At 71.0% G+C, this 23,012-nt stretch carries 23 protein-coding genes, 1 tRNA gene and 1 other RNA gene; 10 read left to right on the forward strand and 15 right to left on the reverse strand.

From position 1 onward, the window contains the following. Positions 1-97 precede the first annotated feature (97 nt). Together EXE58_RS19680 and EXE58_RS06685 are read left to right on the forward strand one after the other, a co-directional pair. Positions 98-736: a hypothetical protein gene (locus tag EXE58_RS19680; RefSeq protein WP_135267137.1), complete on the forward strand. Its 639-nt coding sequence runs from the start codon at positions 98-100 to the stop codon at positions 734-736. 4 nt (positions 737-740) lie between these two features. Next, complete coding sequence (locus EXE58_RS06685) at positions 741-1,553, forward strand: hypothetical protein (RefSeq protein ID WP_135267138.1); 813 nt, start codon at positions 741-743, stop codon at positions 1,551-1,553. Positions 1,554-1,562: 9 nt separating this feature from the next. Here the strand turns inward: EXE58_RS06685 and EXE58_RS06690 are convergent, their stop codons facing one another. Continuing rightward, positions 1,563-2,627, reverse strand: coding sequence for an aspartate-semialdehyde dehydrogenase (locus tag EXE58_RS06690; RefSeq protein ID WP_135267139.1), 1,065 nt, complete (start codon positions 2,625-2,627; stop codon positions 1,563-1,565). Continuing rightward, positions 2,624-3,910, reverse strand: coding sequence for an aspartate kinase (locus EXE58_RS06695; RefSeq protein WP_135267140.1), 1,287 nt, complete (start codon positions 3,908-3,910; stop codon positions 2,624-2,626). Before EXE58_RS06695 ends, EXE58_RS06690 begins: the two co-directional genes overlap by 4 nt. A 198-nt stretch (positions 3,911-4,108) precedes the next feature. Between EXE58_RS06695 and EXE58_RS06700 the strand changes: the two genes are divergently transcribed. Genes EXE58_RS06700 through EXE58_RS06710 form a run of 3 tightly spaced genes read left to right on the forward strand, consistent with a single transcriptional unit; the run spans position 4,109 to position 6,448 of the window. Continuing rightward, positions 4,109-4,888, forward strand: a complete 780-nt coding sequence (locus EXE58_RS06700) for an ABC transporter ATP-binding protein (RefSeq protein ID WP_135267141.1) — start codon at positions 4,109-4,111, stop codon at positions 4,886-4,888. Beyond that, positions 4,885-5,673 (forward strand): ABC transporter permease, encoded by a 789-nt coding sequence (locus EXE58_RS06705; protein WP_135267142.1) that lies wholly within the window; start codon positions 4,885-4,887, stop codon positions 5,671-5,673. Before EXE58_RS06700 ends, EXE58_RS06705 begins: the two co-directional genes overlap by 4 nt. Positions 5,674-5,677: 4 nt before the next feature. Continuing rightward, entirely contained in the window at positions 5,678-6,448 is a 771-nt protein-coding gene (locus tag EXE58_RS06710; protein WP_135267143.1) for a MerR family transcriptional regulator, read from the forward strand. Here the strand turns inward: EXE58_RS06710 and EXE58_RS06715 are convergent. The 5 genes from EXE58_RS06715 to ffs form a co-directional block, all read right to left on the reverse strand. After that, the gene (locus tag EXE58_RS06715) at positions 6,445-7,038 is read right to left on the reverse strand and encodes a DUF5063 domain-containing protein (RefSeq protein ID WP_135267144.1); all 594 of its coding nucleotides are present in this window, start codon (positions 7,036-7,038) and stop codon (positions 6,445-6,447) included. The two genes, EXE58_RS06710 and EXE58_RS06715, sit on opposite strands and share 4 nt — an antisense overlap. Next, positions 7,031-7,630, reverse strand: coding sequence for a recombination mediator RecR (gene recR, locus EXE58_RS06720; protein WP_135267145.1), 600 nt, complete (start codon positions 7,628-7,630; stop codon positions 7,031-7,033). Before recR ends, EXE58_RS06715 begins: the two co-directional genes overlap by 8 nt. Positions 7,631-7,639: 9 nt before the next feature. Then, a complete protein-coding gene (locus EXE58_RS06725) occupies positions 7,640-7,990 on the reverse strand; it encodes a YbaB/EbfC family nucleoid-associated protein (RefSeq protein ID WP_135267146.1) in 351 nt (116 codons plus the stop codon). Between the two features lie 54 nt (positions 7,991-8,044). Then, entirely contained in the window at positions 8,045-10,135 is a 2,091-nt protein-coding gene (locus EXE58_RS06730; RefSeq protein WP_135267147.1) for a DNA polymerase III subunit gamma and tau, read from the reverse strand. Between the two features lie 81 nt (positions 10,136-10,216). Then, an RNA gene (gene ffs / locus EXE58_RS06735) (signal recognition particle sRNA small type) lies at positions 10,217-10,306 on the reverse strand. 83 nt (positions 10,307-10,389) lie between these two features. Between ffs and EXE58_RS06740 the strand changes: the two genes are divergently transcribed. The 5 genes from EXE58_RS06740 to EXE58_RS06760 all read left to right on the forward strand — a co-directional run bounded on the left by EXE58_RS06740 (position 10,390) and on the right by EXE58_RS06760 (position 14,515). Beyond that, positions 10,390-10,478 (forward strand) — tRNA-Ser (locus tag EXE58_RS06740). 268 nt (positions 10,479-10,746) lie between these two features. Then, positions 10,747-11,862 (forward strand): hypothetical protein, encoded by a 1,116-nt coding sequence (locus EXE58_RS06745; protein ID WP_135267148.1) that lies wholly within the window; start codon positions 10,747-10,749, stop codon positions 11,860-11,862. Further along, positions 11,859-12,572: an ABC transporter ATP-binding protein gene (locus EXE58_RS06750; protein WP_135267149.1), complete on the forward strand. Its 714-nt coding sequence runs from the start codon at positions 11,859-11,861 to the stop codon at positions 12,570-12,572. Before EXE58_RS06745 ends, EXE58_RS06750 begins: the two co-directional genes overlap by 4 nt. A 4-nt stretch (positions 12,573-12,576) precedes the next feature. Then, positions 12,577-13,758, forward strand: a complete 1,182-nt coding sequence (locus EXE58_RS06755) for a hypothetical protein (protein ID WP_135267150.1) — start codon at positions 12,577-12,579, stop codon at positions 13,756-13,758. Continuing rightward, a complete protein-coding gene (locus EXE58_RS06760) occupies positions 13,742-14,515 on the forward strand; it encodes a hypothetical protein (RefSeq protein WP_135267151.1) in 774 nt (257 codons plus the stop codon). The genes EXE58_RS06755 and EXE58_RS06760 overlap by 17 nt, the downstream gene beginning before the upstream one ends. A 71-nt stretch (positions 14,516-14,586) precedes the next feature. Here the strand turns inward: EXE58_RS06760 and EXE58_RS06765 are convergent, their stop codons facing one another. The 8 genes from EXE58_RS06765 to EXE58_RS06800 form a co-directional block, all read right to left on the reverse strand. Further along, positions 14,587-15,834: a S8 family serine peptidase gene (locus EXE58_RS06765; RefSeq protein ID WP_135267152.1), complete on the reverse strand. Its 1,248-nt coding sequence runs from the start codon at positions 15,832-15,834 to the stop codon at positions 14,587-14,589. Further along, entirely contained in the window at positions 15,831-17,261 is a 1,431-nt protein-coding gene (locus EXE58_RS06770) for a type VII secretion protein EccB (protein ID WP_135267153.1), read from the reverse strand. The genes EXE58_RS06765 and EXE58_RS06770 overlap by 4 nt, the downstream gene beginning before the upstream one ends. Positions 17,262-17,265: 4 nt before the next feature. Next, complete coding sequence (gene eccD / locus EXE58_RS06775; RefSeq protein ID WP_135267154.1) at positions 17,266-18,648, reverse strand: type VII secretion integral membrane protein EccD; 1,383 nt, start codon at positions 18,646-18,648, stop codon at positions 17,266-17,268. 108 nt (positions 18,649-18,756) lie between these two features. Continuing rightward, positions 18,757-20,184: a splicing factor U2AF large subunit gene (locus EXE58_RS19685; RefSeq protein ID WP_208544159.1), complete on the reverse strand. Its 1,428-nt coding sequence runs from the start codon at positions 20,182-20,184 to the stop codon at positions 18,757-18,759. A 4-nt stretch (positions 20,185-20,188) separates the two neighbouring features. Further along, positions 20,189-20,584 (reverse strand): hypothetical protein, encoded by a 396-nt coding sequence (locus EXE58_RS06785; RefSeq protein WP_135267155.1) that lies wholly within the window; start codon positions 20,582-20,584, stop codon positions 20,189-20,191. Positions 20,585-20,759: 175 nt separating this feature from the next. Continuing rightward, positions 20,760-21,056, reverse strand: a complete 297-nt coding sequence (locus EXE58_RS06790; RefSeq protein ID WP_135267156.1) for a WXG100 family type VII secretion target — start codon at positions 21,054-21,056, stop codon at positions 20,760-20,762. A 46-nt stretch (positions 21,057-21,102) separates the two neighbouring features. After that, positions 21,103-21,414: a WXG100 family type VII secretion target gene (locus EXE58_RS06795; RefSeq protein WP_135267157.1), complete on the reverse strand. Its 312-nt coding sequence runs from the start codon at positions 21,412-21,414 to the stop codon at positions 21,103-21,105. 125 nt (positions 21,415-21,539) lie between these two features. Then, positions 21,540-22,970, reverse strand: coding sequence for an EsaB/YukD family protein (locus EXE58_RS06800; RefSeq protein WP_244242459.1), 1,431 nt, complete (start codon positions 22,968-22,970; stop codon positions 21,540-21,542). Between the last annotated feature and the right edge of the window lie 42 nt (positions 22,971-23,012).

Below are 23,012 nucleotides of genomic sequence, written 5' to 3' on the forward strand. Positions count from 1 at the left end.
CGAGTGGATCTTCACCGCAGTACCGCGGGCCTCACGCATACCCTTCGCCGAACTTCCACTCCGTCGAGTGGAAGTTCAGCCGTGGCAGACTGCGGGAATGGCGGACGACCGGGACGACGACCGAGCGGAGCAGGACGAGCCCTCCCTGGAGATGCCCTCGCTCGGGATGCCGTCCCTGTCCCTGCGACGCAAGAAGGGCAAGGCGGAGCAGCCGGCACCCGAGCCGCACCCTGAGCCCGAGCCCGTCGCGACCCGGCAGTCTGCGCCCCCGCCCGTGGCCCCTGCGGCACCTCGGCCAGGGCCCGAGCCCAGGCCTGAGCCCGTACGCCGCCCGGCACGCGACGTCGTACGCCTCCCCCAGCTTCCCGGCATCGCTGCCGCGCTCGTCACCGGAGCCGTCGTGGGTCTCCTGGCAGTGGCCTCGGTCTGGCTCTCCGCGACAGCCTGCGAGGCCGCCCGCGGTACGAGCTCCTGTGGCGGGGGCCCGGGTCTGGTGATCCTCGTGGCGACGGTGCTCCTGCTGGCCTACCTCGGCGGCTGGATGCTGCGCGGCTTCGGGCTGCTCGAGGCCGGCAGCACGAGCTTCCTGGGGCTCGGCACCGCTGTCGTCGTGCTGCTGGCGTTCTTCAGCCAGTCCTTCGACGAGGTGTGGATGGTGGTCGTGGCCCCCGTGGTCACCATGGCCGGGTACACCCTGGCCTGGTGGGTCACCCACCAGCTGGCCACGGACGACTGAGGCCTTGGACTCTTCGGGCGAGACACCCCAGCCCGGCTTCCTCGCCGACCTCACCGGACGTCGAGCCGGGCTCGCGGCCGTCGTGCTCCTCGCGGCCTACTCGGTGCCGGTCGCGGTGGCGTGGGCGGGCGGCACGGCGGAGGGCAGGCGGCTCCTCGGCGACAGCTCGGGGCTCGTCGGACTGCTCAGCCTGGTGCTCGGAATGGGCCTCGTCGTCGCCCTCACGCTCAAGTTCGGGGGATGGTTCGCCCAGCTCGACTTCGGCGAGGAGTACGTGGAGACCTTTCGGCCGCTGGCGGGGTTTGCCCTCGGCTGGTGGCGGGTCCTGATGCAGTTCGGCTCGCTCATCCTGGTTGCCCTCGTCGCCGGCGAGGCCGAGGAGGCGGCCAACCTCGAGCGGATCACGGATCCCGAGACCAAGGCGCTCGTTTCCTACGCCGAGCGCGCCCCCATCCCCCGCGGATGGGAGTTCCACAGGGACTCCTTCTACCAGAGCGTCTACCGCGAGGGCCCCAACGCGGTCTACCGCGGTCAGTACGCCGTCCCGGCGGCGATCACCGCGGCGGACATGGAGGCCTGGCTCCGCGATCCCGGTTGGCTCCGAGGAGCGGATGGGAAGCCACCCATCGGTGCCCTGCAGGACATCACCTGCGACGCAGGCGAGGTCACGTGCGAGGCGGAGGTGACGCCCGAGCCGGGGCAACCTGTGGAGTACACCGTCAGCGTCCGCCTGATCGACGGTCTCACCGTTGTCCTCGACGACTCCTCGCCCGGAGAGCTGCTGTCCTACGAGATGGAGTACGAGAAGGCCACCTAGCCCCCGCCGTCAGAGGCGGGCGGCGATCAGCTCGGCGAGCTGCACGGTGTTGAGGGCCGCACCCTTGCGCAGGTTGTCGTTGCTGATGAAGAGCGCGAGGCCACGATCGCCCGGCACTCCGGGGTCCTGCCGCAGGCGACCGACGTAGGACGGGTCCTTGCCTGCCGCCTGGAGTGGGGTGGGGACGTCCACGAGCTCCACGCCCGGTGCCTCGGCCAGGATCTCCCGCGCACGCTCGGGCGTCATCGCCTGCTCGAACTCGGCATTGATCGCCAGCGAGTGCCCCGTGAAGACCGGGACCCGCACGCATATGCCCGAGACGAGCAGGTCGGGAAGGCCGAGGATCTTGCGCGACTCGTTGCGGAGCTTCTGCTCCTCGTCGGTCTCGTTGAGGCCGTCCTCGACGATCGAACCGGCCAGCGGGATGACGTTGTGGGCGATCGGTGCGACGTACTTGTCGGGCTCGGGGAAGGTGATCGCGGAGCCGTCGTAGGCGAGCTCGCGGGCCTTGTCGCCCGCTGCAGCGACCCCGTTGGCCAGCTCGTCGACGCCGGCGACGCCGGAGCCCGAGACCGCCTGGTAGGAGGACACGACGAGACGCTGCAGGCCTGCCGCCTCGTGGAGCGGCTTGAGGACCGGCATGGCGGCCATGGTCGTGCAGTTGGGGTTGGCGATGATTCCGTGGCGAGCCTCGATCACCTCACCCATCGCGTCAGGGTTGACCTCCGAGACGACCAGCGGGATGTCGGGGTCCTTGCGGAACGCCGAGGAGTTGTCGACCACGATCACTCCCGCGGCCGCGAACCTGGGTGCCAGCTCACGGGAGGTGGTCGCGCCGGCGGAGAACAGGGCGATGTCCAGTCCCGACGGGTCAGCAGTCGCCGCATCCTCGACGGTGACCTCGCGGTCCCCGAAGGGCAGGACCGTGCCCGCGGACCGGGCGGAGGCGAAGAAGCGCACCTCGCCCACGGGGAAGCTGCGCTCGAGGAGGATCTGGCGCATGGCGACGCCCACCTGACCGGTGGCGCCGACGATGCCGATGTTGACGGGGCGGGCCGGCGACACGTCGCTCATCGCCCGGTCCCGCCGTAGACCACGGCCTCCACCTCGTCGGCGTCGAGGTCGAACGCCGAGTGCGTGGCACGCACGGCGTCGTCGACGTCGTTCTCGTCGACGATCACCGAGATGCGGATCTCGGAGGTGGAGATCATCCCGATGTTGACCCCGGCGGCGGCCAGCGAGGCGAAGAACTTGGAGGTCACGCCCGGGTGGGAGCGCATGCCTGCTCCGATCAGCGAAAGCTTGCCGATCTTGTCGTCGTAGAGGAGCTTGTCGTAGCCCACCTCGGCCTGGATCCTCGCGAGGGCCGCCATCGCGGTCTGTCCGTCGGCGCGCGGCAGGGTGAAGGAGATGTCGGTCAGGCTCGTCGCCGCCGCCGAGACGTTCTGCACGATCATGTCGAGGTTGATCTGCGCCTCGGCGAGGGCCTCGAAGATGCGCGCGGCCTCACCGACCTTGTCGGGGACCCCGACCACGGTGATCTTGGCCTCGCTGCGGTCGTGGGCGACTCCGGCGATGATGGGCTGTTCCATGGTGTCTCCCTCGCTCTGTGCATGGAGTTGGGTGTCGTCGACGACCCAGGTGCCTTGGAGCTGGCTGAAGGACGATCGGACGTGGATGGGGATCCCGTGGCGGCGGCCGTACTCCACGCAGCGCAGGTGGAGGATCTTGGCGCCGCAGGCGGCCATCTCGAGCATCTCCTCGTAGGAGATCCTGCTGAGCTTGCGGGCGGTCGGGACGATGCGCGGGTCGGCGGTGAAGACGCCGTCGACATCGGTGTAGATCTCGCACACGTCGGCGTCGAGCGCCGCGGCCAGGGCGACGGCGGTGGTGTCGGTGCCGCCGCGGCCCAGCGTGGTGATCTCCTTGGTGTCGGCACTGACCCCCTGGAAGCCGGCCACGATGACGATGTGGCCCTCCTCCAGCGCGCTGGTGATGCGGCCCGGGGTGACGTCGATGATCTTGGCCTTGCCGTGCACCGCGTCGGTGATGACGCCGGCCTGAGAGCCGGTGAACGAGCGCGCGGTGTAGCCCAGGTCGCTGATCGCCATCGCGACCAGCGCCATCGAGATCCGCTCGCCCGCGGTCAGGAGCATGTCCATCTCGCGCGCCGGCGGCAGCGGCGAGACGCCGTTGGCGAGGTCGAGCAGGTCGTCGGTGGTGTCACCCATCGCGGAGACGGCGACCACGACGTCGTGGCCGGACTTCTTGATCTCCACGATCCGTCGGGCGACCCGCTTGATGGCGTCGGCGTCGGCAAGCGACGAGCCGCCGTACTTCTGCACGACAATGCCCACGGTGCGTCCTCGGATCGTTGGGTCGGGTGTACGACGCGGGGGCAGCGGCGTTGTCCGCCAGCCCCCGGGCTCCCTCGATTCTACGGGCGCCGCCAGGCCCGTCCCGCCGGTATCTCACGTCGGTGCCCGGCGGTGGTTCCGGAGCGCGGCACGTGTCGGCTTGACCTTGACGCAGCGTCAACCCTCCACGCTGTCCGCATGACGACACAGACACCCACCATCGAGGCGGTCGGACTCACCAAGTCCTACGGCGACCAACCCGTCCTCCATGACCTCCACCTCACCGTCCCGCCCGGCACCGTCTACGCCCTCCTGGGGCCCAACGGGGCCGGGAAGACGACCACGGTCCGCATCCTCACCACGCTCGTCAGCGCCGACGGCGGCGAGGCCCGCGTCGCCGGAGCCGATGTCCGGACCGAGGCTGACGCCGTACGACGCAGCATCGGCGTCACCGGCCAGTTCTCGGCGATCGACGAGCTGCTCACCGGCCGGGAGAACCTCCGGCTGATGGCGGACCTCCTCCACCTCTCCCGCCCGGACGCCCGCGCGCGGGTCGACGAGCTGCTGGAGAGGTTCGGCCTCACCGATGCCGCCGACCGCCGCGCAGCGACGTACTCCGGGGGGATGAAGCGCCGGCTCGACCTCGCCATGACGCTGGTCGGGCGGCCTCAGGTGATCTTCCTCGACGAGCCGACGACCGGGCTGGACCCGCGCAGCCGCCGCGACCTGTGGCAGGTCGTGCGGGAGCTGCTGGCCGACGGGGTGACGATCTTCCTCACCACGCAGTACCTCGAGGAGGCTGACCAGCTCGCGGACACCGTCGGCCTGCTCGACGGCGGCCGCCTGGTCGCCACCGGCACACCCGCCGAGCTCAAGGCGAGGACGGGAGGCCAGACGCTCGACGACGTGTTCCTCGCGCTCACCGGCCACCCCGCCACCGCTGACGAGGACACCGCTGACAAGGAGACAGCCCGATGAGCACGATCACCCTCACCGCACGCGACTCGGTCACGATGTGGCGACGCAACGTCAGGCACATCATGCGATACCCCTCGCTGACCTTGATGCTCATCGCCCAGCCCGTGCTCTTCCTGCTGCTGTTCGTCTACGTCTTCGGCGGCACGATGGGCGCAGGCCTCTCCGGGGGTGGCGGAAGGCGCGAGTACCTCACCTACATCGCCCCGGCCATCTTGATCATCACCGTGTCCTCCGTGGCTCTCAGCGTGGCGATCCACGTGGCCAAGGACTCCACCGAGGGGATCATCGACCGCTTCCGGACGATGCCCATCGCCAGGTCGTCGGTGCTGACCGGCCACGTCCTTGCCGCACTGGCGCAGACGGCAGCCGCCGTGGCCATCGTGCTCCTCGTCGCCGTCCTGATCGGCTACCGCCCCGAAGCCGACGCCGTCGGCTGGCTCGGTGCGCTCGGCATCCTGACGCTCCTCACGATCGCGCTGACCTGGCTCTGCGTCGCACTCGGCCTCGCCGCCGACAGTGTCGAGACCGCGAGCAACACCCCGATGTTCCTGATGCTGCTGCCGTTCCTCTCGAGCGCGTTCGTGCCGACCGACTCCATGCCCGCAGGACTCGCCTGGGTCGCGGAGAACCAGCCGTTCACCCCGATCATCGACATGCTGCGCGCCAGCCTGGAGGGCACCAGCCCGGGCACGGACGCGTGGTGGGCCGTCGGCTGGTGCGTGGTGATCACGGCGCTCTGCTCGCGGTGGGCCCTGCGGCTCTTCAGTCGGGCTCGGGCAGTCTGAGTCCATGCTCACCATCAGCCAGCTCGCGGCGCACGCCGGGGTCACCGTGCGCGCCGTGCGCCACTACCACCAGGTCGGGTTGTTGCCGGAGCCTGCTCGGGACGGCTCGGGCTACCGCACCTACGGCGCGACGGACGTCGTACGCCTGATCCGGATCCGGACGCTCGCAGAGGCGGGAGTGCCGCTGGCGCGAGTAGAGGAGCTGCTCGACGCCTCGACGAGGGACTTCTCCGAGGCGGTCGCCCAGATCGACGCCGACCTGAGGGCGCGGATCCGCGAGCTCCAGGAGCACCGTCGGCGCATCGCCCGTCTCGCCGACGGCGACTCGCTGGCGCTGCCCCCACAGGTGGTCGCCTACCTCGAGCGGCTACGGGCTGCGGGCACGTCGGAGGCCATGATCGAGGGCGAGCGCGACGGCTGGATCCTGCTGGCAGCACGATGGCCGGAGAAGATCCCGGCTCTCATGGAGCAGAAGAACGCCCAGCTGGACGACCCGCGCACGGTGCGGCTCTACCGCCTCATCACCGAGCTGGCCGAGGACGGCCTCGACGACGCACGGCTCACCGAGGCAGCCGACCTGATGGCCGAGATCGCGGATGAGGCAGCGGAGCGCGGCGAGCTCGAGCAGCAGAACGCGGAGCTGTCGGACGACGCCGTCGTCGGCCTCATCGACTCCTACGCGTTCGACGCCCACCCCATCGTCGAGAGGCTCCAGGAGCTGATGGCGGAACGAGGGTGGACCGGCTGGACCAGGATCGAGCGCTCAGAGGGTTAGGCCGGCGTGACCCCGCCGAGGATCTCGTTGGCGACGGTGACCGCCTGGGCGTTCTCCTCGAAGTCGGTGTCGAACCTGTCGTGCGCCACCACCGTCAGCAAGGCGTTGAGGGCGGCGCCGGCGAGGTTGCCCCAGTTGTTGACGTAGGAGAACTGCCACCACCACAGCGCCTCCTCGATGTCGCCGACGCGGAAGTGGCGCAGGCCGTTGTCGAGGTCGATGGCGATGGAGGCGAGGTCGTCGGAGAGGTGGCTCTGGACGACCTCGGGGACGTAGGGGTCGAAGACGAAGCTGTAGGTGTCGATCCCCCCGAGCATCTCGGCCAGGCGCAGGCGCAGCTCGTCGATGTCGGGCTCGGGGCCGACGTCGGGCTGGAACTCCTCGCGCGGGGTGAAGTCGAGCTGGGCGCCGAGTCGCGCACCGGCGAGCAGGACCTGGCTGATCTCGAGGAGCAGCAGGGACACCGCGCGGGCGCCGTTGCCCTCGCGAGCAACCGCCCGCAGCGCGAGCAGGAAGCTCTCGACCTGGTCGGCGATCTGTGCGGCGAACTCGTAGCGGTCGACGGCCGCGCCACCGGATTCCTCAGTCATCGGCTGATCTCCTTCCGGCGAATGCCCGGCCCAGAGTGACCTCGTCGGCGTACTCCAGGTCACCGCCTACGGGCAGTCCACTCGCCAAACGTGTCACGCGCAACCCCATCGGCTGGAGGAATCTCGTGAGATAGGTCGCGGTGGCCTCGCCCTCGAGGTTGGGGTCGGTGGCCAGGATGACCTCGGAGACGGCTCCGTCGGCCAGCCGGGTCATCAGCTCGCGCACGTGGAGCTGGTCGGGACCGATGCCGTCGATGGGGGAGATCGCCCCGCCAAGCACGTGGTAGCGGCCCTTGAACTCGCGGGTGCGCTCGATCGCCACGACGTCCTTGTACTCCTCGACGACGCACAGGACGCTCGGGTCGCGGCGCGGGTCACGGCAGATCCGGCACTGCTCGTCCTCGCTGACGTTGAAGCAGACCGAGCAGAACTTCACCTTGGCCTTGACCTCGATGAGGACGTCGGCGAGACGGCGTACGTCGGCAGGCTCGGCCTGCAGCAGGTGGAACGCGATCCGCTGCGCGCTCTTGGGGCCGACCCCGGGCAACCGCCCGAGCTCGTCGATGAGGTCCTGGACGACGCCTTCGTACAACTCGGGTCCTCAGCCCAGGCCGGGCATGCCGCCGGCCAGCGGGCCCATGGCCTCGCTGGCCAGTGCCTCCGCCTTGGCCTTGGCGTCGCGGTAGGCGGCCACGATCATGTCGGAGAGGTCGGAGAGGTCGTCGGGGTCGCTGCCGTCGAACTCGCCCGCCCGGATGGTGACGGAGACGAGCTCTCCCACACCGTTGGCGGTGACCTGGACGGCTCCGCCGGCGACGGTGCCGTCGACCCTCTGCTCGACGAGGTCGGCCTGGGCCTGGGTGAGCTGCTCCTGCATCTGCTGGGCCTGCTCGAGCAGGGCGTTCATGTCGAAGCCGCCGCCGCCGAGGGCGTCGAAGGGGTTCTGGCTCATGGTGTTCCTCGCATCCGGGTGTGTGGTCGGTGTCGCGGCCGGTGGGCGGCCGCGTCAGTCGTGCTTGATCTCCTCGATGAGTCGCGCGCCGAGCGTCTGGCTCAGCAGCGCCTCGCTGTCGAGCCCGGCTGTCTCGGCATCGAGGTCGTCGGGGTCGACGTCGTCGTCGGCGGACCGCACGGGGGCGGCGTCGGCCTCGCCAGGCTCGTTGGCCCGGGCCTGCTGGAGCGCCTCGCGTGCCGCGGCCAGGCCGGCACCCTCGGTGCTGGCGGCAGCCGTCTCGTCGCTGGCCCATGCCGGTGCCGCGTCAGCCGGGGCCTGCGGCTGGGGCGCGTCCTGCGGCTGGCCCGTCGGTGCGGCGGGCGCCGCGGCCGGTGCGGTGGAGTGCTTGGTGATGGTCGGGGCATCGCCGGCGTGGCTCGGGTCGACGATCGAGTCGATCCGCCAGTCCATGCCGATGACGTCGATCGCCGTCTGCCGCAGCACCTCGTCGCCGCCGCCACGCAGGAAGGACTCGCGCGGGCCTTCGGAGTTGAAGCCGATCGTGAGCGTCGTGGTGTCGACCCCGACGACGTGGGCGTTCTGGGAGAGGACCATCCACACCAGCCGCCGACGTGTCTTGAGCGCCTCGAGGACGTCGGGCCACAGGCGGCGGACGTCGACCAGGCTGAGGCCACCCTGCGGGCCGGCGGGCTGGGAGGCCACGACCCCGGCACCTGACGGCTCGGGGCTCGGCTCCGCAGTCACCGGAGCCGGCTCCTCCGATGGCTCCGACCACTGCGTCGAGGACGGCGGGGGCGGAGGCGGCGGAGGACCGGGGTCTGCTGCCGGGGACGGGGTGGGCGCGGCCGCCGACGGACGCGACGCCTCGGGCGCAGGCCCCTCGGGGGCGGGCGCCTCGGGCGCGCTGGCCGGCGCACGGGACGCTGGCGCGGCCTGCGGCGGGGTGCTCGACGCCGAGGAGTGTGGACCGCCGGTGACGTCCATCCGCCGCTCGAGACGGTCGAGCCTGGCCATGACGCCCTCGGACGTGTGGTCGGCGCCGGGCAGCAGCACCTTGGCGCAGACCAGCTCGAGCAGCAGGCGTGGCGCGGTGGCCCCGCGCATCTCGGTGAGGCCGGCGGCGACGATGTCGGCGGCACGACTGAGCTCGTGGGCTCCGAAGCGGGCGGACTGGGCGACCAGCCGCTCACCGGCGTCCTCGGCGACGTCGATGAGGCCAGTCGCAGGGGCGTCCGGCACGGCCATCACGATGACGAGGTCACGAAGGCGGCGCAGGAGGTCCTCGGTGAAGCGACGCGGGTCCTGGCCCGTCTCGACGACCTTGTCGACGACCCCGAACACCGCCGCGCCGTCGCGGGCGGCGAACGCCTCGACGACCTCGTCGAGCAACGAGTCGGGGGTGAAGCCGAGCAGGTCGGTCGCCAGCTGGTGGGTCACCCCCGCGTCGCCGGCACCGCCGAGCAGCTGGTCGAGGACCGACAGGGTGTCGCGGGCGGAGCCACCACCGGCACGCACCACCAGCGGGAGGGCCGCAGGCTCGATCGACACACCCTCCTCGGCACACAGGGTCGAGAGGTAGTCGCTGAGCAGCTTGGGCGGAATCAGCCGGAAGGGGTAGTGGTGGGTGCGGGACCGGATCGTCGGCAGCACCTTGTCAGGCTCGGTCGTGGCGAAGATGAAGCGGAGGTGGGGAGGCGGCTCCTCCACCAGCTTGAGCAGCGCGTTGAAGCCCTGGGTGGAGACCATGTGGGCCTCGTCGATGATGTAGACCTTGTAACGGTCTCGCACGGGGGCGAAGAAGGCCTTCTCACGCAGGTCGCGCGCGTCGTCGACGCCTCCGTGGGAGGCCGCGTCGATCTCGATGACGTCGATCGAGCCGGGCCCGCCGCGAGCCAGGTCACGACAGCTGTCGCACTCACCGCACGGATCGGCCACCGGCGCCTGCACGCAGTTGAGCGCCCGGGCGAGGATGCGGGCGCTCGTGGTCTTGCCGCAGCCGCGCGGACCGGAGAAGAGGTAGGCGTGGTTGACCCGGTTGCCGGCGAGCGCCGCACGCAGCGGCTCGGTCACGTGGTCCTGCCCGATGACCTCCTGGAAGGTCTCGGGCCGGTAGCGGCGATAGAGCGCGAGGGGTGACTCCACGTCGTGAACCCTAACCGTGCCCACCCACAGTCGACACCCGCCGGGATGCCCGGCCGGGACACAGGGTGGGCCCGGACATGAAGAGGCCCCCCACGCACCCATCAGAGCTCACTTGCCCTTGCTGCCTTCCGGCCCTGGGGGATTGGGCGAGGTGACGCCGCGTGGGGGGTTGGCGGTGAGTCTAGGGGAGGCGTCGTACCGGACCAAAGCGGGCGATTTCACCGGCTGGCGAGACGACCGGTAGCCTCCTCCGCGGAGGTATCGCCTAGTGGCCTATGGCGCTCGCTTGGAAAGCGGGTTGGGTTAATAGCCCTCGGGGGTTCGAATCCCCCTACCTCCGCCAGCGGCACCACTGACCCGGGCCTTCGTGGCCCGGGTCAGTTGTCTGACACCGGTGGTCTCACCCGTGGTCCTGGGTGCCGTCGGCGCATGACAGCCGTAACTGGCTGTCTGACTGCGAGGTATAGACCACCGGGCATCTCCTTGTCCCGGACGCTAGTGTCCGCCCCGGCGCACCCTGCGGACACCGCCCAACCTCGGAGAAGACATGACTCGCCTCGACTCGAACTGCCCGACCCAGACGTCGTACTGAGTCGCGAGAACTGCCGACTGTGAACGCGCATCGGGCGGCGGCGGCGGCTCTCGTGGCCGTCGGGCTCGTGGCTGTCGCGGTCTGGTATCTCGGCGGGACCAACCACTCCGTGACGAGCGTGGACGCGACCTACCTGGACAGCCAGCCGCGACTGTTCGCCGCAGACTCCCACGGTGCGATCGTTCATGTCGGTCAGCAGTTCCGGGGTCTCGACCGATCGGGTCGGGTCGTGTGGCAGCGCGACGACACGGGCCAGCTGTCAGCCGTGTGTGCTCCGCGGTGCCCTGCGGCGGTGTTGAGCGGCGACCTCCAGGATCTCACCGCTGACCCGAGGCCGGAACTCCTCGGCGGAGCGCGGATCCCGAAGGCGTGGAAGACGCAGGGTTCAGGGTTCAACGAGATCCTCGCCGTCGACCGCGACGCCGCGCTGCGGCTGTGGACGCGCACGGACGGGAATGCCGTCATTCAGAGCTGGACACCCGCCGGGACCACCTCGTGGCCAGCCGAGAACGTGTCCCTGGAGTGGTACTCGCGAGCTGCATCCGGCACCAGCGGGGTCCTTGGTCTCGGCAGCCGCTACCAGTCCGTCGTACGGACCTCCTCGGGATGGCGGCCCATCCAGATGCCGGAGTCCCCGGTTGAGGAGGAGGACCCCGACCGACCACACGCGCCAGGATGCCTGTCAGCCGACGGAGCTGCACGGTTCAACGGCGTCGATCGGATCAGCGTGAACGGCGAGGAGGCGGAGGTCAGTCCACCGCTCCCGGGCGCGACCTGCTCGTGGTCGCCGCGGCATGTGGTGGCGGTTGTGCGCGCCAGGACGGCCGATGGCCTTGTGACGGTGGTGTCGGTGCACGACCAAGCCGGCCGCCTGACGTGGTCGACGGAACGGAAGGCTCAACTGCTGCTGGCGGCCTCGCCCACTTCGGAGCGCATGTTGCTGACGGACCCCACCAGGACTGTCCGACGAGCATCCCTCCTCGACCTGTCGGGGAACGAGATCGATCACTGGGACGACATCACCGAGGCCGTGTTCGACGAGCGCGGTGACATCGTCCTGCTCGACGCCGACGCCGGTGTCCGCTGGGTCCAGCCTCCGGAGCGCCCCCGAGGGGTCCCCGAGGATCGTTCATGAGCACCACCCACGCGCTGTCAGTGACCGGAGCGATCCGCCGTTATCGCAACGGTACGGAGATCGGGCCGTTCCAGCTGGACGTCAGGGAGGGTCAATGCCTCGGGCTGGTCGGCAGCAACGGCGCAGGCAAGTCGACGCTGATGCGGATGATCCTCGGCCTGGAGCCCCTCGACGGCGGTACCATCAGCGTCGCCGGCAACCCGGTCAGACGAGGCCGACCCACGCCGGGAGTCACCGGCATGCTTGAGCACCCGGCCCTTTTCGGGTCACTCTCCGCCGCCGACAACCTCCGGGCCGCCTTCCCATCCCGTCGGCTCGGCAACCACGAGACATCGGAGGCTCTGCGCCGTGTCGGGCTGGGCGAGGTAGGGCGACAGCCGGCGGCGGCCTTCAGTCTGGGCATGCGTCAGCGGCTGGCCCTGGCCCGGGTGCTGCTGACCGACGCAGGACTGATCGTCCTGGACGAGCCCACCAACGGACTCGATCCGATCGGCATCCGTTGGCTGCTCGACCTCGTACGTGACATGACCCGGGCGGAGGGCCGGGCCGTGATCTTGTCCTCACACCAGCTGCACGACGTCCAGGTGGTCGCCGACCACTACCTGATGGTCGCCGACGGCCGGCCCCTGGTCGCTGGAGCGATCGCCGAGCTCGGCGCGATCACCACGCTGGAGGAGCTCTACTTCTCGAGTCTGGATCACGTGGAGTGAGTGCATGACGATCCGCGGGCTGGCCAGCACCCTGGTCCGGACCCGAGCCTGGCAGGTCTGTGCGGGCGCGTTCGTCCTTGCCGCCCTGATCGGGATCGGACGCAGCAGCCACCCGATCGGTGAGTCGAGACTGCCGGGGACCCTGGACACCCTTGATGACGTCGCCGTCGTGTTGGTTCCCATCACTCTCGCGCTGGTCCTCGGCACGTTGAACGACGCGCGATTCGAGGAGACCCTGCACCTGACCGGCCATTCTCCCCGGCGAGCCCGGCTTCAGGTGCTGGTCCTGCTACTGGGAACGATCGTGCTCGGGCTTGTCCTGGTCTGGGCCGTGTGCGTCGCCACGAGCCGGGCTGACGCTGTGCCGCGATTCATGCCTCTTGAGCCTGCGACCATGGGTCTGGGCGATGTCGCGCGCCCCGTGCTGACCCTCCTTGCCTCCTTCGGATGCAGCATGGCCCTTGCCTTGCACCGAAGCACTGTCGACGCGCTTCTCGGAGCCGCTGCGCTGGTCTCGGTCCATCTGTTGTTGCTACTCGGCAAGCCGCTCCCAGCCATCGACCTGGTGCGAGCCGCCTGGCCCACCACCGCGGCCGCCGTCGTTGCCCTCGGCGGACCCTTCGCGGGACTGGCGGTCGTTTCATTGCTCGCCACCATGGTCGTCGCGGCGCTCACGTCGATCGGTGCACCGGGGTCCGACCCTGGCTCCTCCGGCGAGAGGTCTCGGCCAGCGCCGCGACCAGCCAGGGCGCGGCGACTCACCACCCGCTCCGGGGCCTGGCGTACCGGAGCCCTCGTCGCGTCAGGGATCGCGCTCGGCGCCGCGACATTGCCCTCTCTTGCCGAGTCCGTGCCGGCTGACCGACGTCTCAGCACGATCGTGCAGGAGCAGCGCCGAGAGTCGCCCCGTGATGCTGCGACGTCGTTCTTCAGGCTCACCAACGGCGGTGACACGAGCAGCGCGGCCAAGCTCACCGTCAGCCACGACACCGCCCGTACGTTCGTCGGCGTACCTGTCCTGCTCGGCGCCCAGCAGGTGACCCTCACACCGGCGGGGAGCCGCAGCATTCGCCGGGCACAGGTCGACGGCAGCGGAGGAGGCTTGGACTTCAGTGTCTGTCTGATCCGCCGGCCCGGCCAGTGGCTGGTGGAGGAGGTGACCCGTCGTGGTGGGTGCGCTCATTGACCGACGGCTCGGCGCCCTGGTGGCCACCGAGGCCCGCCTGATGCTCACCCGATCGCGTGCACGCGCCGGGGCCGCTCTCATCGGTCTCGCTGCTGTCGCCGTGGCCCTCACGCCCGTGGGGCTCTTCGGTGACCCCGAGACTGTGGGTGCCGGAGGATGGTGGCTCGGCCTTCAGCTCGGCTGCGCCACCGGGTGCGTCCTCGGCCCGACCACGGTACTGGTCTCTACGGGTCTCGACTTCGACCGAGGCACCCGTCGCGCGCGACACCTGGCCGGCACCGACGTGGCCTCGCTCAGCGTGGCCCAGACGCTGGCTGCGGTTGGCGTCGTCATGCTCACCTCGATCCTGATCGGCGCCGCCACCACGCTCGCCGGCCTCGCAGACCAGGCCGCCAGGGCGCTGCTCGGACCTCCTGCCTCGGTGGTCGCCACCGAATCCGCCGCCGAGACCGTGCCCCTTCTCCTGATCTGCGCAGTCGGCGCCACCCTCGTCGCGGCGCTCCTGGTCCACGCGGCAGGCTCCGGCAAGCGGGCCGCACTGGTGATCATCGCGGCCATCGGCTCCTACGCCCTGCCGCTCACCATGCTCATCGACAGACCTCCGTGGCTCGCCCTCCTCCCTGCCGCCTCGCTCTGGCAGGCGATCTCCCCCGTGGCTCAGCCGGTCCACGCTCCGACATCCTGGTTCATCGGCGCGAGCATCGGCTGGGCTCTCCTCCTCGTCCCCCTGGGCGTTCGTGGAATCAGACGCGCCTAGCCACGCCGCCCCGCCGACCGGTGACTCACCGGCCGTGTCGCGACCGTTCCAAACAGTCGCTGACCGATGGTTCAGCGCCGCAGCAGGGGACGCAGCAGGAAGACGAGCGCGAGCAGCGCGCCGCCGAGTAGGCCGAACCACAGCAGGAGCGCGCGCGAGGAGCCGAAGAGGTCGACCTTCTCGGGGGCAGGCGGGGCCTGGGCGTCGGACCGGGTCGAGCGGACCGTGCTCCTGAGAGTGCCGTCGGGACCGATCGACAGCTGTCGGGTGAGCGCGTCGTTGGCCTGCACCACTCCGGCGCCGGTCCAGGGGTTCTCCACCCTCTCCTTGCCGGCGGCAGCTCCCGCTCCCTCCGTCGTGGCCTGCAGCCGAGCCACGATCTGCCGAGGCGTCTCACGGGGGAAGCGCTCGCGGAGCAGTGCCACGAGCCCGCTCACCTCGGCCGCGGCCCACGACGTCGCCACCTCGTCGACCACGCAGCGGCCACCCGTGGCGTTCACCGAGATCGCACCGGCAGTGGGTGCGGCGACGTCGGTGTCGAGGTTGGGCAGGACGTAGCCGGCGGGGTCCTGGTTGTCCGGGGGCGTGGCACTCACAGCGAGCACGCCGTCGTAGTCGGCGGGGTAGACCGGGGCGTCGTTGCCAGGAGTGCCCTCGAAGTCCTCGGAGCTCGTCGTGAGGGCCTTGTTGCCGGCGGCGGCGACCACGACGACGTCGCGCGCCACCAGGTCGGCGATCGCGGCCTCGAGCGCGGGGTCGTGCTGGGACGTCGACAGCGAGATGTTGACGACGCCGAACCTCTCCCGCGGCATGGCGTCGATGACAGCGCGGATGCCGGCGACCATGCCGGCGGAGGTGAGGCGCTTCTGGCCCTCGGTCTCGTCGGCACCCTCGCCGTCGAAGACCTTGACGTCGTAGAGGACCGCGTCGGGTGCGACGCCGTCCTTGCCTGCGATCAGCCCGGCGACGATCGTCCCGTGTCCCGAGAGCATCTCGGGCCCGGTGCCGGGAAGCGCGTAGAGGGGGATGCGGGCGAAGTCGTCGACGGTGGCGATGCCGCTGTCGACCACGGCGACCTTGACGCCCTTGCCGGTAGCCATCGCGTGAGCCTCGTCGACGTTCATCCGCTGGTGTGCCGGGTTGACCCTGACGGTGGCGTCGGCGAGGGCCTCGGAGGTCGGCACCGTGGCGGGGTCGCACAGGGGCTGCTCGGCAGTGGCACCGGTCATCACGGTGACCCCGGCGGCGACCGACGAGGTCGCCCACGCCGGGACGAGGACCAGCGGGAGGCCCGCCACTGCAAGGCCGGCCCGCCTCATGACTCCGCGGCCTCCTCGTCGTCGGACGGCGGCGCCGCGTCCTCGGGCAGTCGGCGAGCTGCATTGGTCGACAGCACGACCCCGCGCTCGAAGAACTCCAGCCAGGTGCTCGGCACGACCGGCGGGTCGACCTCGCCGTAGCCGATGTAGTCAGGCACGACCGAGCCGAACAGGGCGTACTTCTGGCCCTTGGTGTCGATGACGTACGGCGACCCCTCGCCGACGGAGTCCTCCGAACCAGACAACACGTAGGCACCACCGCTCGGTGCGACGTCGACCTCGTGCCGCCCGCGCGGGACATCGGCGGACGACGCCGGTCCGGTCGGGTTGATGGCCAGGGCAACCCGAGCCTGCTCGTCCGGGGAGGGGTGGAGCACCGCGCACATCTCACCGCCGATCTGCGCCTGGGGGACCTCGCGGGGCCACTCAGCGGGGTAGTCCGGAGCGTCCTGGGCCGAACGCAGACCGCCCTCGAGAGGAACGGCGCTCTCGCCCACCGCGTCGTAGACGAGCGCCGCGAAGTCGCTGAGCGCCTGGGGCTTGTTGTCGCCGAGGAGGTAGTGGTCGCCCGTCGCGGGGTCGACCAGGAGGTCGCCGATGCGGTAGTCGGAGAGGTCGGTCGACGTGCCGGAGTAGCGAGCCGGCTGGCCCTTCCTGGTGATCCCGAACTCGTCGAAGGCCAAGGGCGACCCCGCCCGGAAGAGGTTGAGCCAGGCCTCGCTGACGCGCGGGGCCAGGTCGGTGGCTCCGAAGCCGAGGCGGTCGGCGACGGTGCCGGACTCGACAACGTCGGTGGGCATCTCGAACCGGTAGCCGGGTCCCGGCACCCCGCCCACACCCGGAGCGGTGGTGATGAGCCACAGCCGCGAGGCAGACGTCACGAGGAAAGCCGAGTCGGCCACCTCCTCCACGTGCGGCTCCTGCTCGAGCACGAGCTTGATCCCCGAGCCGGCGGCGGTGCAGGCCGTCCACCCGTCGTCGACGAGCGCACCCTCGGCCGGCAGGCTCGCGGGAGCCCCCTCGATGCCGAGGTCCTCGCCCAGGCGCACCTCGCGGATGTACTTGTCGCGCACCGTCGCCGGGGCGAGCTCCGGCTCGCCGAGCAGCAGCTGCGCCGAGACGTAGTTGGGCACCCGCTGGAGCGTCGGGTCGTCACCGCCGTGCAGCACGACGTACTGCTCGCCGGTGTCCTTGGAAATGATGAAGCTGCCCTTGTCGAGCCAGCCGGCGGGCGGACGACCTATCAGGAAGCCGGCGATCGCGGCCCCCGCAAGGAGCAGGACCGACAAGGCCACGCCACCGATGAGCACTCGGCCGGGCCGGACGGGCTCGACCTCACGGCCGCCGGGCGCACCGGACACGAAGGCGGTCACGAGCCGCCGGCGACTGAAGGCGTGCGCCTCGACCAGGTCCTTCTTGGTGGCCATCGGGTCAGCCCGCCACCGCGGAGACGAAGCCCGCCGCCAGGACCATGAGCGGCAGCAGCGACAGCAGCGTCAGCGACTCGACCACGTCACCGGCCCGGCCACGCCTGACCGACGCCGAGGTCGGGACCAGCGTGAGGAGCAGCAGGACGGCACCGACACCTGCCAGCACGATCGCCGCTCCGGCACGCCAGCCGTCGTGGATGAGCAGCATGGAGACAGCGACCGACACCAGCCCGAGAACCCCGGACACGAGGCCGGCGAGCACCTCGCTGCCGGTGCGGAACTGGCGGGTCCGGAACATCACCGCGAGACAGCACACGACGGCCAGGACCGTGCCGAAGGCACCGCGGTCGACGGCGAGGGGCGCGAACAGCACCAGCAGGGAGCCGACGGTGGCGGAGACCGCCAGCAGGATCTCGTGGCCCACCCGGGCGTCGTGCCCCACCTCGACGGGGTCGATCTCGTCGGGATCGGCGGTGACGTCCTGGAGCGAGTAGATCTGTTCCACCCGGGTGCCTGTCATGCCCAGGGCGAGCCATGGGAAGACGCTGCCGGCCAGGACGACCAGCGTCATCAGGACGGTGAACAGGACTCCGGGCTCCAGCGACACCACCTGCAGCACGAGGCCCGAGGCCAGCAGCACCGCCCCGACCACGATGGCCGGGATCATCAGGGTCCGGCCGTCCTGGAGGCCCACGACCGCGACGAGGCCGACGAGCAGGACGCCTGCTCCGGCGCACGCCACCGGCGCCTCGAAGAACGAGTCGGCGAGCGGCCAGGTCCACTCGGCCAGCGGCCCCGGCGCCAGCAGCAGCCCTGCGACGGCGGCATGGAGAGCAGCGATCAGGGAGACGGCGACGCCGGCCTCGGGCTCGTCCTGGGCGCGCGCCAGCACGACTCCGCCCACCACCAGCAGCGCCGCGATCACCGCAGCGGCGACCCCGCCGAGCAGGTTGTCCCCCTGGAGGAGGAGCGCCACGGCACCGAGGGCCAGGAGGATGGCTCCGGCGCCGAGCGCAGTGCGACGCCCGTCGGCGGGCTGCCAGGGCTGGAGCTCACGCTCGACCACGTCGGCCATCGCCTCGACCACGTCGTCGTAGACCCGCGGCGGGGTGTCGTCGACACCGGCCGTGACGGTGAGCAGACCACCGTCCTCGACTCCCTGGATGGTCAGGCTCGCGTCGTTGGCGAGGACCCGGCCGTCCTGGGTGACCAAGCGGTAGCCGCCGTAGACCGTGGAGGCGTCGAGCAGGCCCACCGAGCGAGCCAGCTCGGGAACGAGCTCGGCGACCGGGATGGCTCCGGGAAGCACCAGGTCGACCCGCCGGGACCCCGACGCCACGGTGACCCGGATCAGGCCGGAAGCGACCGACGAGCCCTGGGTCATGGCCTGCTCCCCCGCATGGTCATCTCACTCCCGCTGTGTCTTCGCTCCCACGAACGAGGAGCAGCCTAGGCGACAGGCCGGACGAGGCACGGACGCGGACCTGACCGGTCATCCGAGGACGCCCGGTGCGGCGTCGTCCTCGCCGACCCACTCGCTGTCGGGGGCCATCAGGTCCTGCCTCTCGCGGTTCTCGTCCTTCCCTCGGCGGTCTCGGCGTCCCTGGGGGACCGCCGCGCCTCCCGCACGCGCACCCGCCGCGCCACCTCGAGCACCACTGCGGCCCGCCTGACCGGCTGCCGCTGCACCACCGGCGGGACCGCGAGCCCCTGCGCCCCGGGCCGGCGCAGCCGCGGAGGACGCCGCCGAGCCAGCAGGGCCGGAGCCGACGGCCCGCGCTGTCCCACCCGCAGCGCCCCCCAGGGGCGTGCTCCCGAGGGCACCCCCGGCGGCGACGGAAGGCCCAGCCATCAGCCCGCCTGGGATCGAGGCCGCCCCGCTGGAAGGGCCGGTGCCGCCGGAGAGCCCAGCTGTGGCACCGGACTGCGGAGCCGGACCGGACAGCGCGAGTCCGCTCTGTGCCTCGGCGGAGACACTGGTGATCAGGGCGGGACCACTCGAGCCGGCAAGGTGGGAGGGGCTCGCGTGGGTCGACGCCGGCACCCCGGCGGCGTAGTCGCGCCTGACCGGAGGGTCCCAGGAGGGCGGCCTGCCCGGCTCCTCGAGGACGCCCTCGCGCTGCCGCTCCAGCTCACGCTGCCGCTCCAGCTCACGCTGGCGTTCGATCTCGCGCTGTCGCTCCAGCTCGCGCTGGCGGTCGAGCTCGCGCTGCCGCTCCAGCTCGCGCTGGCGGTCGAGCTCGCGCTGCCGCTCCAGCTCGCGCTGCCGCTCGATCTCCCGCTGCCGCTCCAGCTCGCGCTGCCGTTCCAGCTCACGCAGTCGCTCCAGCTCTTGCCGGCGGAGCTCCTTCTGCTGCTCCTGCGTGAGCCGGGACTCAGGGATGTCGTGGTGGACCCGGATCTGCTGCTCGGCGTGGGAGAACGTCTGCTGGAGGTTCTCCATCTCGCGGCGGGCGGCGTCCTCGCGCTGGGCGACTGCCTCGTTGTAGCTGGTGGTCGCGCTGGTGTGCGCACTCAGGGCGGTGAGGTAGGGGGTCTGGTCGGCGGCCTGCGGATCCGGCTGGGGCGCCGGCCCAGGGTCGACCGGGGCTCCCCCGCGGTCCCAGCTCTCGACGAGCCGCACGGCAGTGCCCATCGCAGCGCTGGCCGCATCCAGCGCCCGGGCCGTGCCACGCAGGACGCGCCGCTGCTCGCGGAGGTGCTCGGCCATGCCGGTCAGTGACGCGGCAGCGGCCTCGCGGGTGCGCGGGCCCAGCTGCTCGTGCTCCTCCAACCCGGTGAGCACCTGCTGGAGGTGCTTCTCGGAGGTCTTGATCCTGCCGATGGCGGTGCGCCAGCCGACGGCCATCTCGGCGAGGATGTCGGCGTCGCGGACGTTGGCGACGGCGGCTCGGAGGCGAGCCTCGTGTGGCCCGGTCATCGTCTCAGCCCCTGTCCACGTCGAGGGCCAGCCGGCCCAGCGCCCGGAAGTGCTCGCGCGAGAGCTCGTCGGTGTCCTCGAGGTCGCCCAGGCAGTCCTCGAGATCGCGCGCGTAGCGGCGGACCGCAGCGGCGGAGGCGAGGGTGCTGTCGACAGCCTTGTCCTGGGCCCAGCCGTAGACCTCGCGCAGGCTGCGACCCTCGTGGAAGTCGCCGAAGTTGGCGCGACCGGTCTGGCTCCCGGCCAACGTGTCGATGTTGCGGTGTCGCCCCGTCATGGCCTGGACGACGTCCTCGCGTCCGTGGCGGTCCGCCTCGGGATCGAGATTCTCCGACGCCGACCGCAGTGCGCGTGCCAGGTCGCGGATCAGCTCCGCGTCGACACGAATGTCCTTCCCCACCGTGATTCCCCCTCAGACCTGATGTCTGTCGATCGCACCGGCGAGTGCCGATGCCGTCTGACCCGATTCTGTCGGACCGGAGCGCTCGCCACAGCGACCCGGCCGAAGATGTGGACACACGAGCAGCGAGGCCGGCCACCACACGGTGACCGGCCTCGGCTTGGTGTGATGCTGCTCAGCCCGGGAAGCGGCCGGCGCCGCGGCTGTCGGCGCTCTTGTACTCGGCGTTGGAGGTGTCGACGCCCTGACCGGCCTGCGTCAGCAGGGTGATCATGTCGGTCATCGCGGCGTCCCACTTCTTCTTGGCGTCGTCGTAGGCGAGCTTGGCGCCACCGTGCCAGTCGCTCTTGAGGGGGTTGAGCTCGTCCTCGAGGGTGTTGAGCCGGGCCTCGATGTCGCGAGCTGCGCGGATGACGTCTGCGGCACCCGTCTCGAGCTTGCCGTGCTGGACCTGGATTCCGTCGAAAGTCATGGTGTTCTCCTTCTGGGGAGTGGTGTCGGGAAGTGTGGGGCGCGGGTCAGCCGAGGCGGCCGCGGAGGTTGGCGTTGTTGCTCGACTGCTGCTCGTCGGTCGCGACGTTGTCCTTCTCGGTCTCGATGAGCGCCGTGGACAGGTCGTCGAGGGCCTTGAGGATGATCTCCTGCTTGTCGCGCCAGGCGACCATGAGGTGGCTGAACGACGTGGCGCCCTGGCCTCCCCAGCCGGTGAGCATCTGGGCGACCTCGTCACCCATCCGGTCAGCCTTGCCCTTGACCTCGGTCCGGGCCTGGGTCACGAGGTCAGCCGCCTTGCTGAGCGCCTTCTCTGTCTGGCCGAACACTTCGTTCATGTCGATTCCTTCTCCCCCGGCGGCGAAACCGACCGAGTATTCAGTGGTGTGTGTCGAAGTCCTGCTTCCGGAGGCGTCCCATCCGGCGTCGAGGAGCGTCTACCCCGCCACCGGGGCCGTAAACCTCACGAAGTGATTTCCCACAGGGCACGGAAGATCCCCGCGGCCACCACGGCCGAGCCGATCGCCAGGCTCCCGCTCAACGACTCGGCGAGCTCGGCCCGTCGCGACCACCACACCGAACGCCAGCCGCGGCCGCTCGCGACCGCAGCGGCCAGCGCCGCGGCACCGAGCAGCACCGTCACGCAGAAGAAGACGAACAGGTGGGTCGTGAACCCGGACGAGACGAGCTCGACCGACAGTGCCGTCCAGGCCAGGAGGCCGGTGGCGCGCAGCATCCCGCGCGCCGCCCGGTGCCGGTAGGAGCGTGCGGCCAGCAGCAGCGAGGCTCCTGCGAAGAAGACCAGGCAACGCGAGCCGATCAGGTCCAGGTCGGCGTCTGCGCTGCGCAGGAGCAGTGGACTGGCACCCGCCCCGACCACGAGGATCGCAGCGCACCCGGCAGTGACCGTGCGGGAGGCGCTCTGCACCAGACGCGCCATGGCGGCACCAGCCACGACGATGCGCCCCCGCCGGCCCTTGCGGCTGGTGTCGCGGGCCGACCATGCGGTCACCGCGAGGCGGTCGAGGTCGAGGAGGGCCTCGTCGGGGACGTCGACCGCCATCGACGGCACGAAGCGCGCCGCCAGCATGGCCAGGACGACCAACAGGCTCCACGACACGCGTGCGTCCCACCCCAGCAGGGGACTGAGCGAGCAGACGGCACAGACGGTGAGCCCGGCGGCGATCCACACCGTGCTCACCTCGTCCGGCTCCTCCGCCATCGCCCGCCCGGTGCCGGCCACCACCGCCGCGGTCAGGCCGGCCGAGGCCACGATGGCCGGGAGCAGGTGGTCACCGGGGACGTAGAGCGCACCGAGCGCGGCTGACGCACCGAAGGCGGGCGCTGCCACTGCGCGCTGCCGCGCGTGCCGCCCCACGGGCAGTGAACCCACGAGGGCACAGGCCACCAGGACGGCGACCACGACGGTGCGTACGACGTCGTCGCCCGCGCGAGCGGCGTACCACGCGGCGAGCAGGGCGAATCCGACACCGAGCCCGGCGACCAGGGCTGCGACGGCGGGGTGGTCGGTGTCGGCGTCGGCGGTGGCGACTGCGGGCGTCGTACGTGAACGGGACAGACCGGTCGCGGCCACCAGGACGTCGCCCGTCTGCACGCCGGCCTCGACGAGCGTCCGCCCGGCATCGACCAGCTCGCCCAGCGGTGTCTGGAGCAGGGGGATGCCGGCGATGCCGGTCTGCTGGGAGTACTCCCTGGCGACGTCGACCGAGCTGGCGCCGACAGGGACGACCAGGTCGAGCACCCCCGCGGGGCCGTGGACGCTCACTGCCAGGGTCGCGCTCGCCGAAGGTGGGCGGGTACCGGCCTCCGACACCTTCTGTCCCCCCTCGTCGCTGGATGCTGCGTGGTGCAGCAGGGTAGTCGCCCCGATCACCGGACACCTATCATCGTCGCGACCAGCGAGGGCCCGACGGAA

This window comes from Nocardioides seonyuensis, from assembly GCF_004683965.1.
GTDB lineage: Bacteria > Actinomycetota > Actinomycetes > Propionibacteriales > Nocardioidaceae > Nocardioides > Nocardioides seonyuensis.

Bases quoted from the DNA above. Each gene is read 5' to 3' on its own strand.
- EXE58_RS19680 (WP_135267137.1), top strand. From the start codon at position 98: ATGGCGGACGACCGGGACGACGACCGAGCGGAGCAGGACGAGCCCTCC.
- EXE58_RS06690 (WP_135267139.1), bottom strand. From the start codon at position 2,627: ATGAGCGACGTGTCGCCGGCCCGCCCCGTCAACATCGGCATCGTCGGC.
- EXE58_RS06700 (WP_135267141.1), top strand. From the start codon at position 4,109: ATGACGACACAGACACCCACCATCGAGGCGGTCGGACTCACCAAGTCC.
- EXE58_RS06705 (WP_135267142.1), top strand. From the start codon at position 4,885: ATGAGCACGATCACCCTCACCGCACGCGACTCGGTCACGATGTGGCGA.
- EXE58_RS06710 (WP_135267143.1), top strand. From the start codon at position 5,678: ATGCTCACCATCAGCCAGCTCGCGGCGCACGCCGGGGTCACCGTGCGC.
- EXE58_RS06715 (WP_135267144.1), bottom strand. From the start codon at position 7,038: ATGACTGAGGAATCCGGTGGCGCGGCCGTCGACCGCTACGAGTTCGCC.
- EXE58_RS06725 (WP_135267146.1), bottom strand. From the start codon at position 7,990: ATGAGCCAGAACCCCTTCGACGCCCTCGGCGGCGGCGGCTTCGACATG.
- EXE58_RS06750 (WP_135267149.1), top strand. From the start codon at position 11,859: ATGAGCACCACCCACGCGCTGTCAGTGACCGGAGCGATCCGCCGTTAT.
- EXE58_RS06755 (WP_135267150.1), top strand. From the start codon at position 12,577: ATGACGATCCGCGGGCTGGCCAGCACCCTGGTCCGGACCCGAGCCTGG.
- EXE58_RS06765 (WP_135267152.1), bottom strand. From the start codon at position 15,834: ATGAGGCGGGCCGGCCTTGCAGTGGCGGGCCTCCCGCTGGTCCTCGTC.
- EXE58_RS06770 (WP_135267153.1), bottom strand. From the start codon at position 17,261: ATGGCCACCAAGAAGGACCTGGTCGAGGCGCACGCCTTCAGTCGCCGG.
- eccD (WP_135267154.1), bottom strand. From the start codon at position 18,648: ATGACCCAGGGCTCGTCGGTCGCTTCCGGCCTGATCCGGGTCACCGTG.
- EXE58_RS19685 (WP_208544159.1), bottom strand. From the start codon at position 20,184: ATGACCGGGCCACACGAGGCTCGCCTCCGAGCCGCCGTCGCCAACGTC.
- EXE58_RS06790 (WP_135267156.1), bottom strand. From the start codon at position 21,056: ATGACTTTCGACGGAATCCAGGTCCAGCACGGCAAGCTCGAGACGGGT.
- EXE58_RS06795 (WP_135267157.1), bottom strand. From the start codon at position 21,414: ATGAACGAAGTGTTCGGCCAGACAGAGAAGGCGCTCAGCAAGGCGGCT.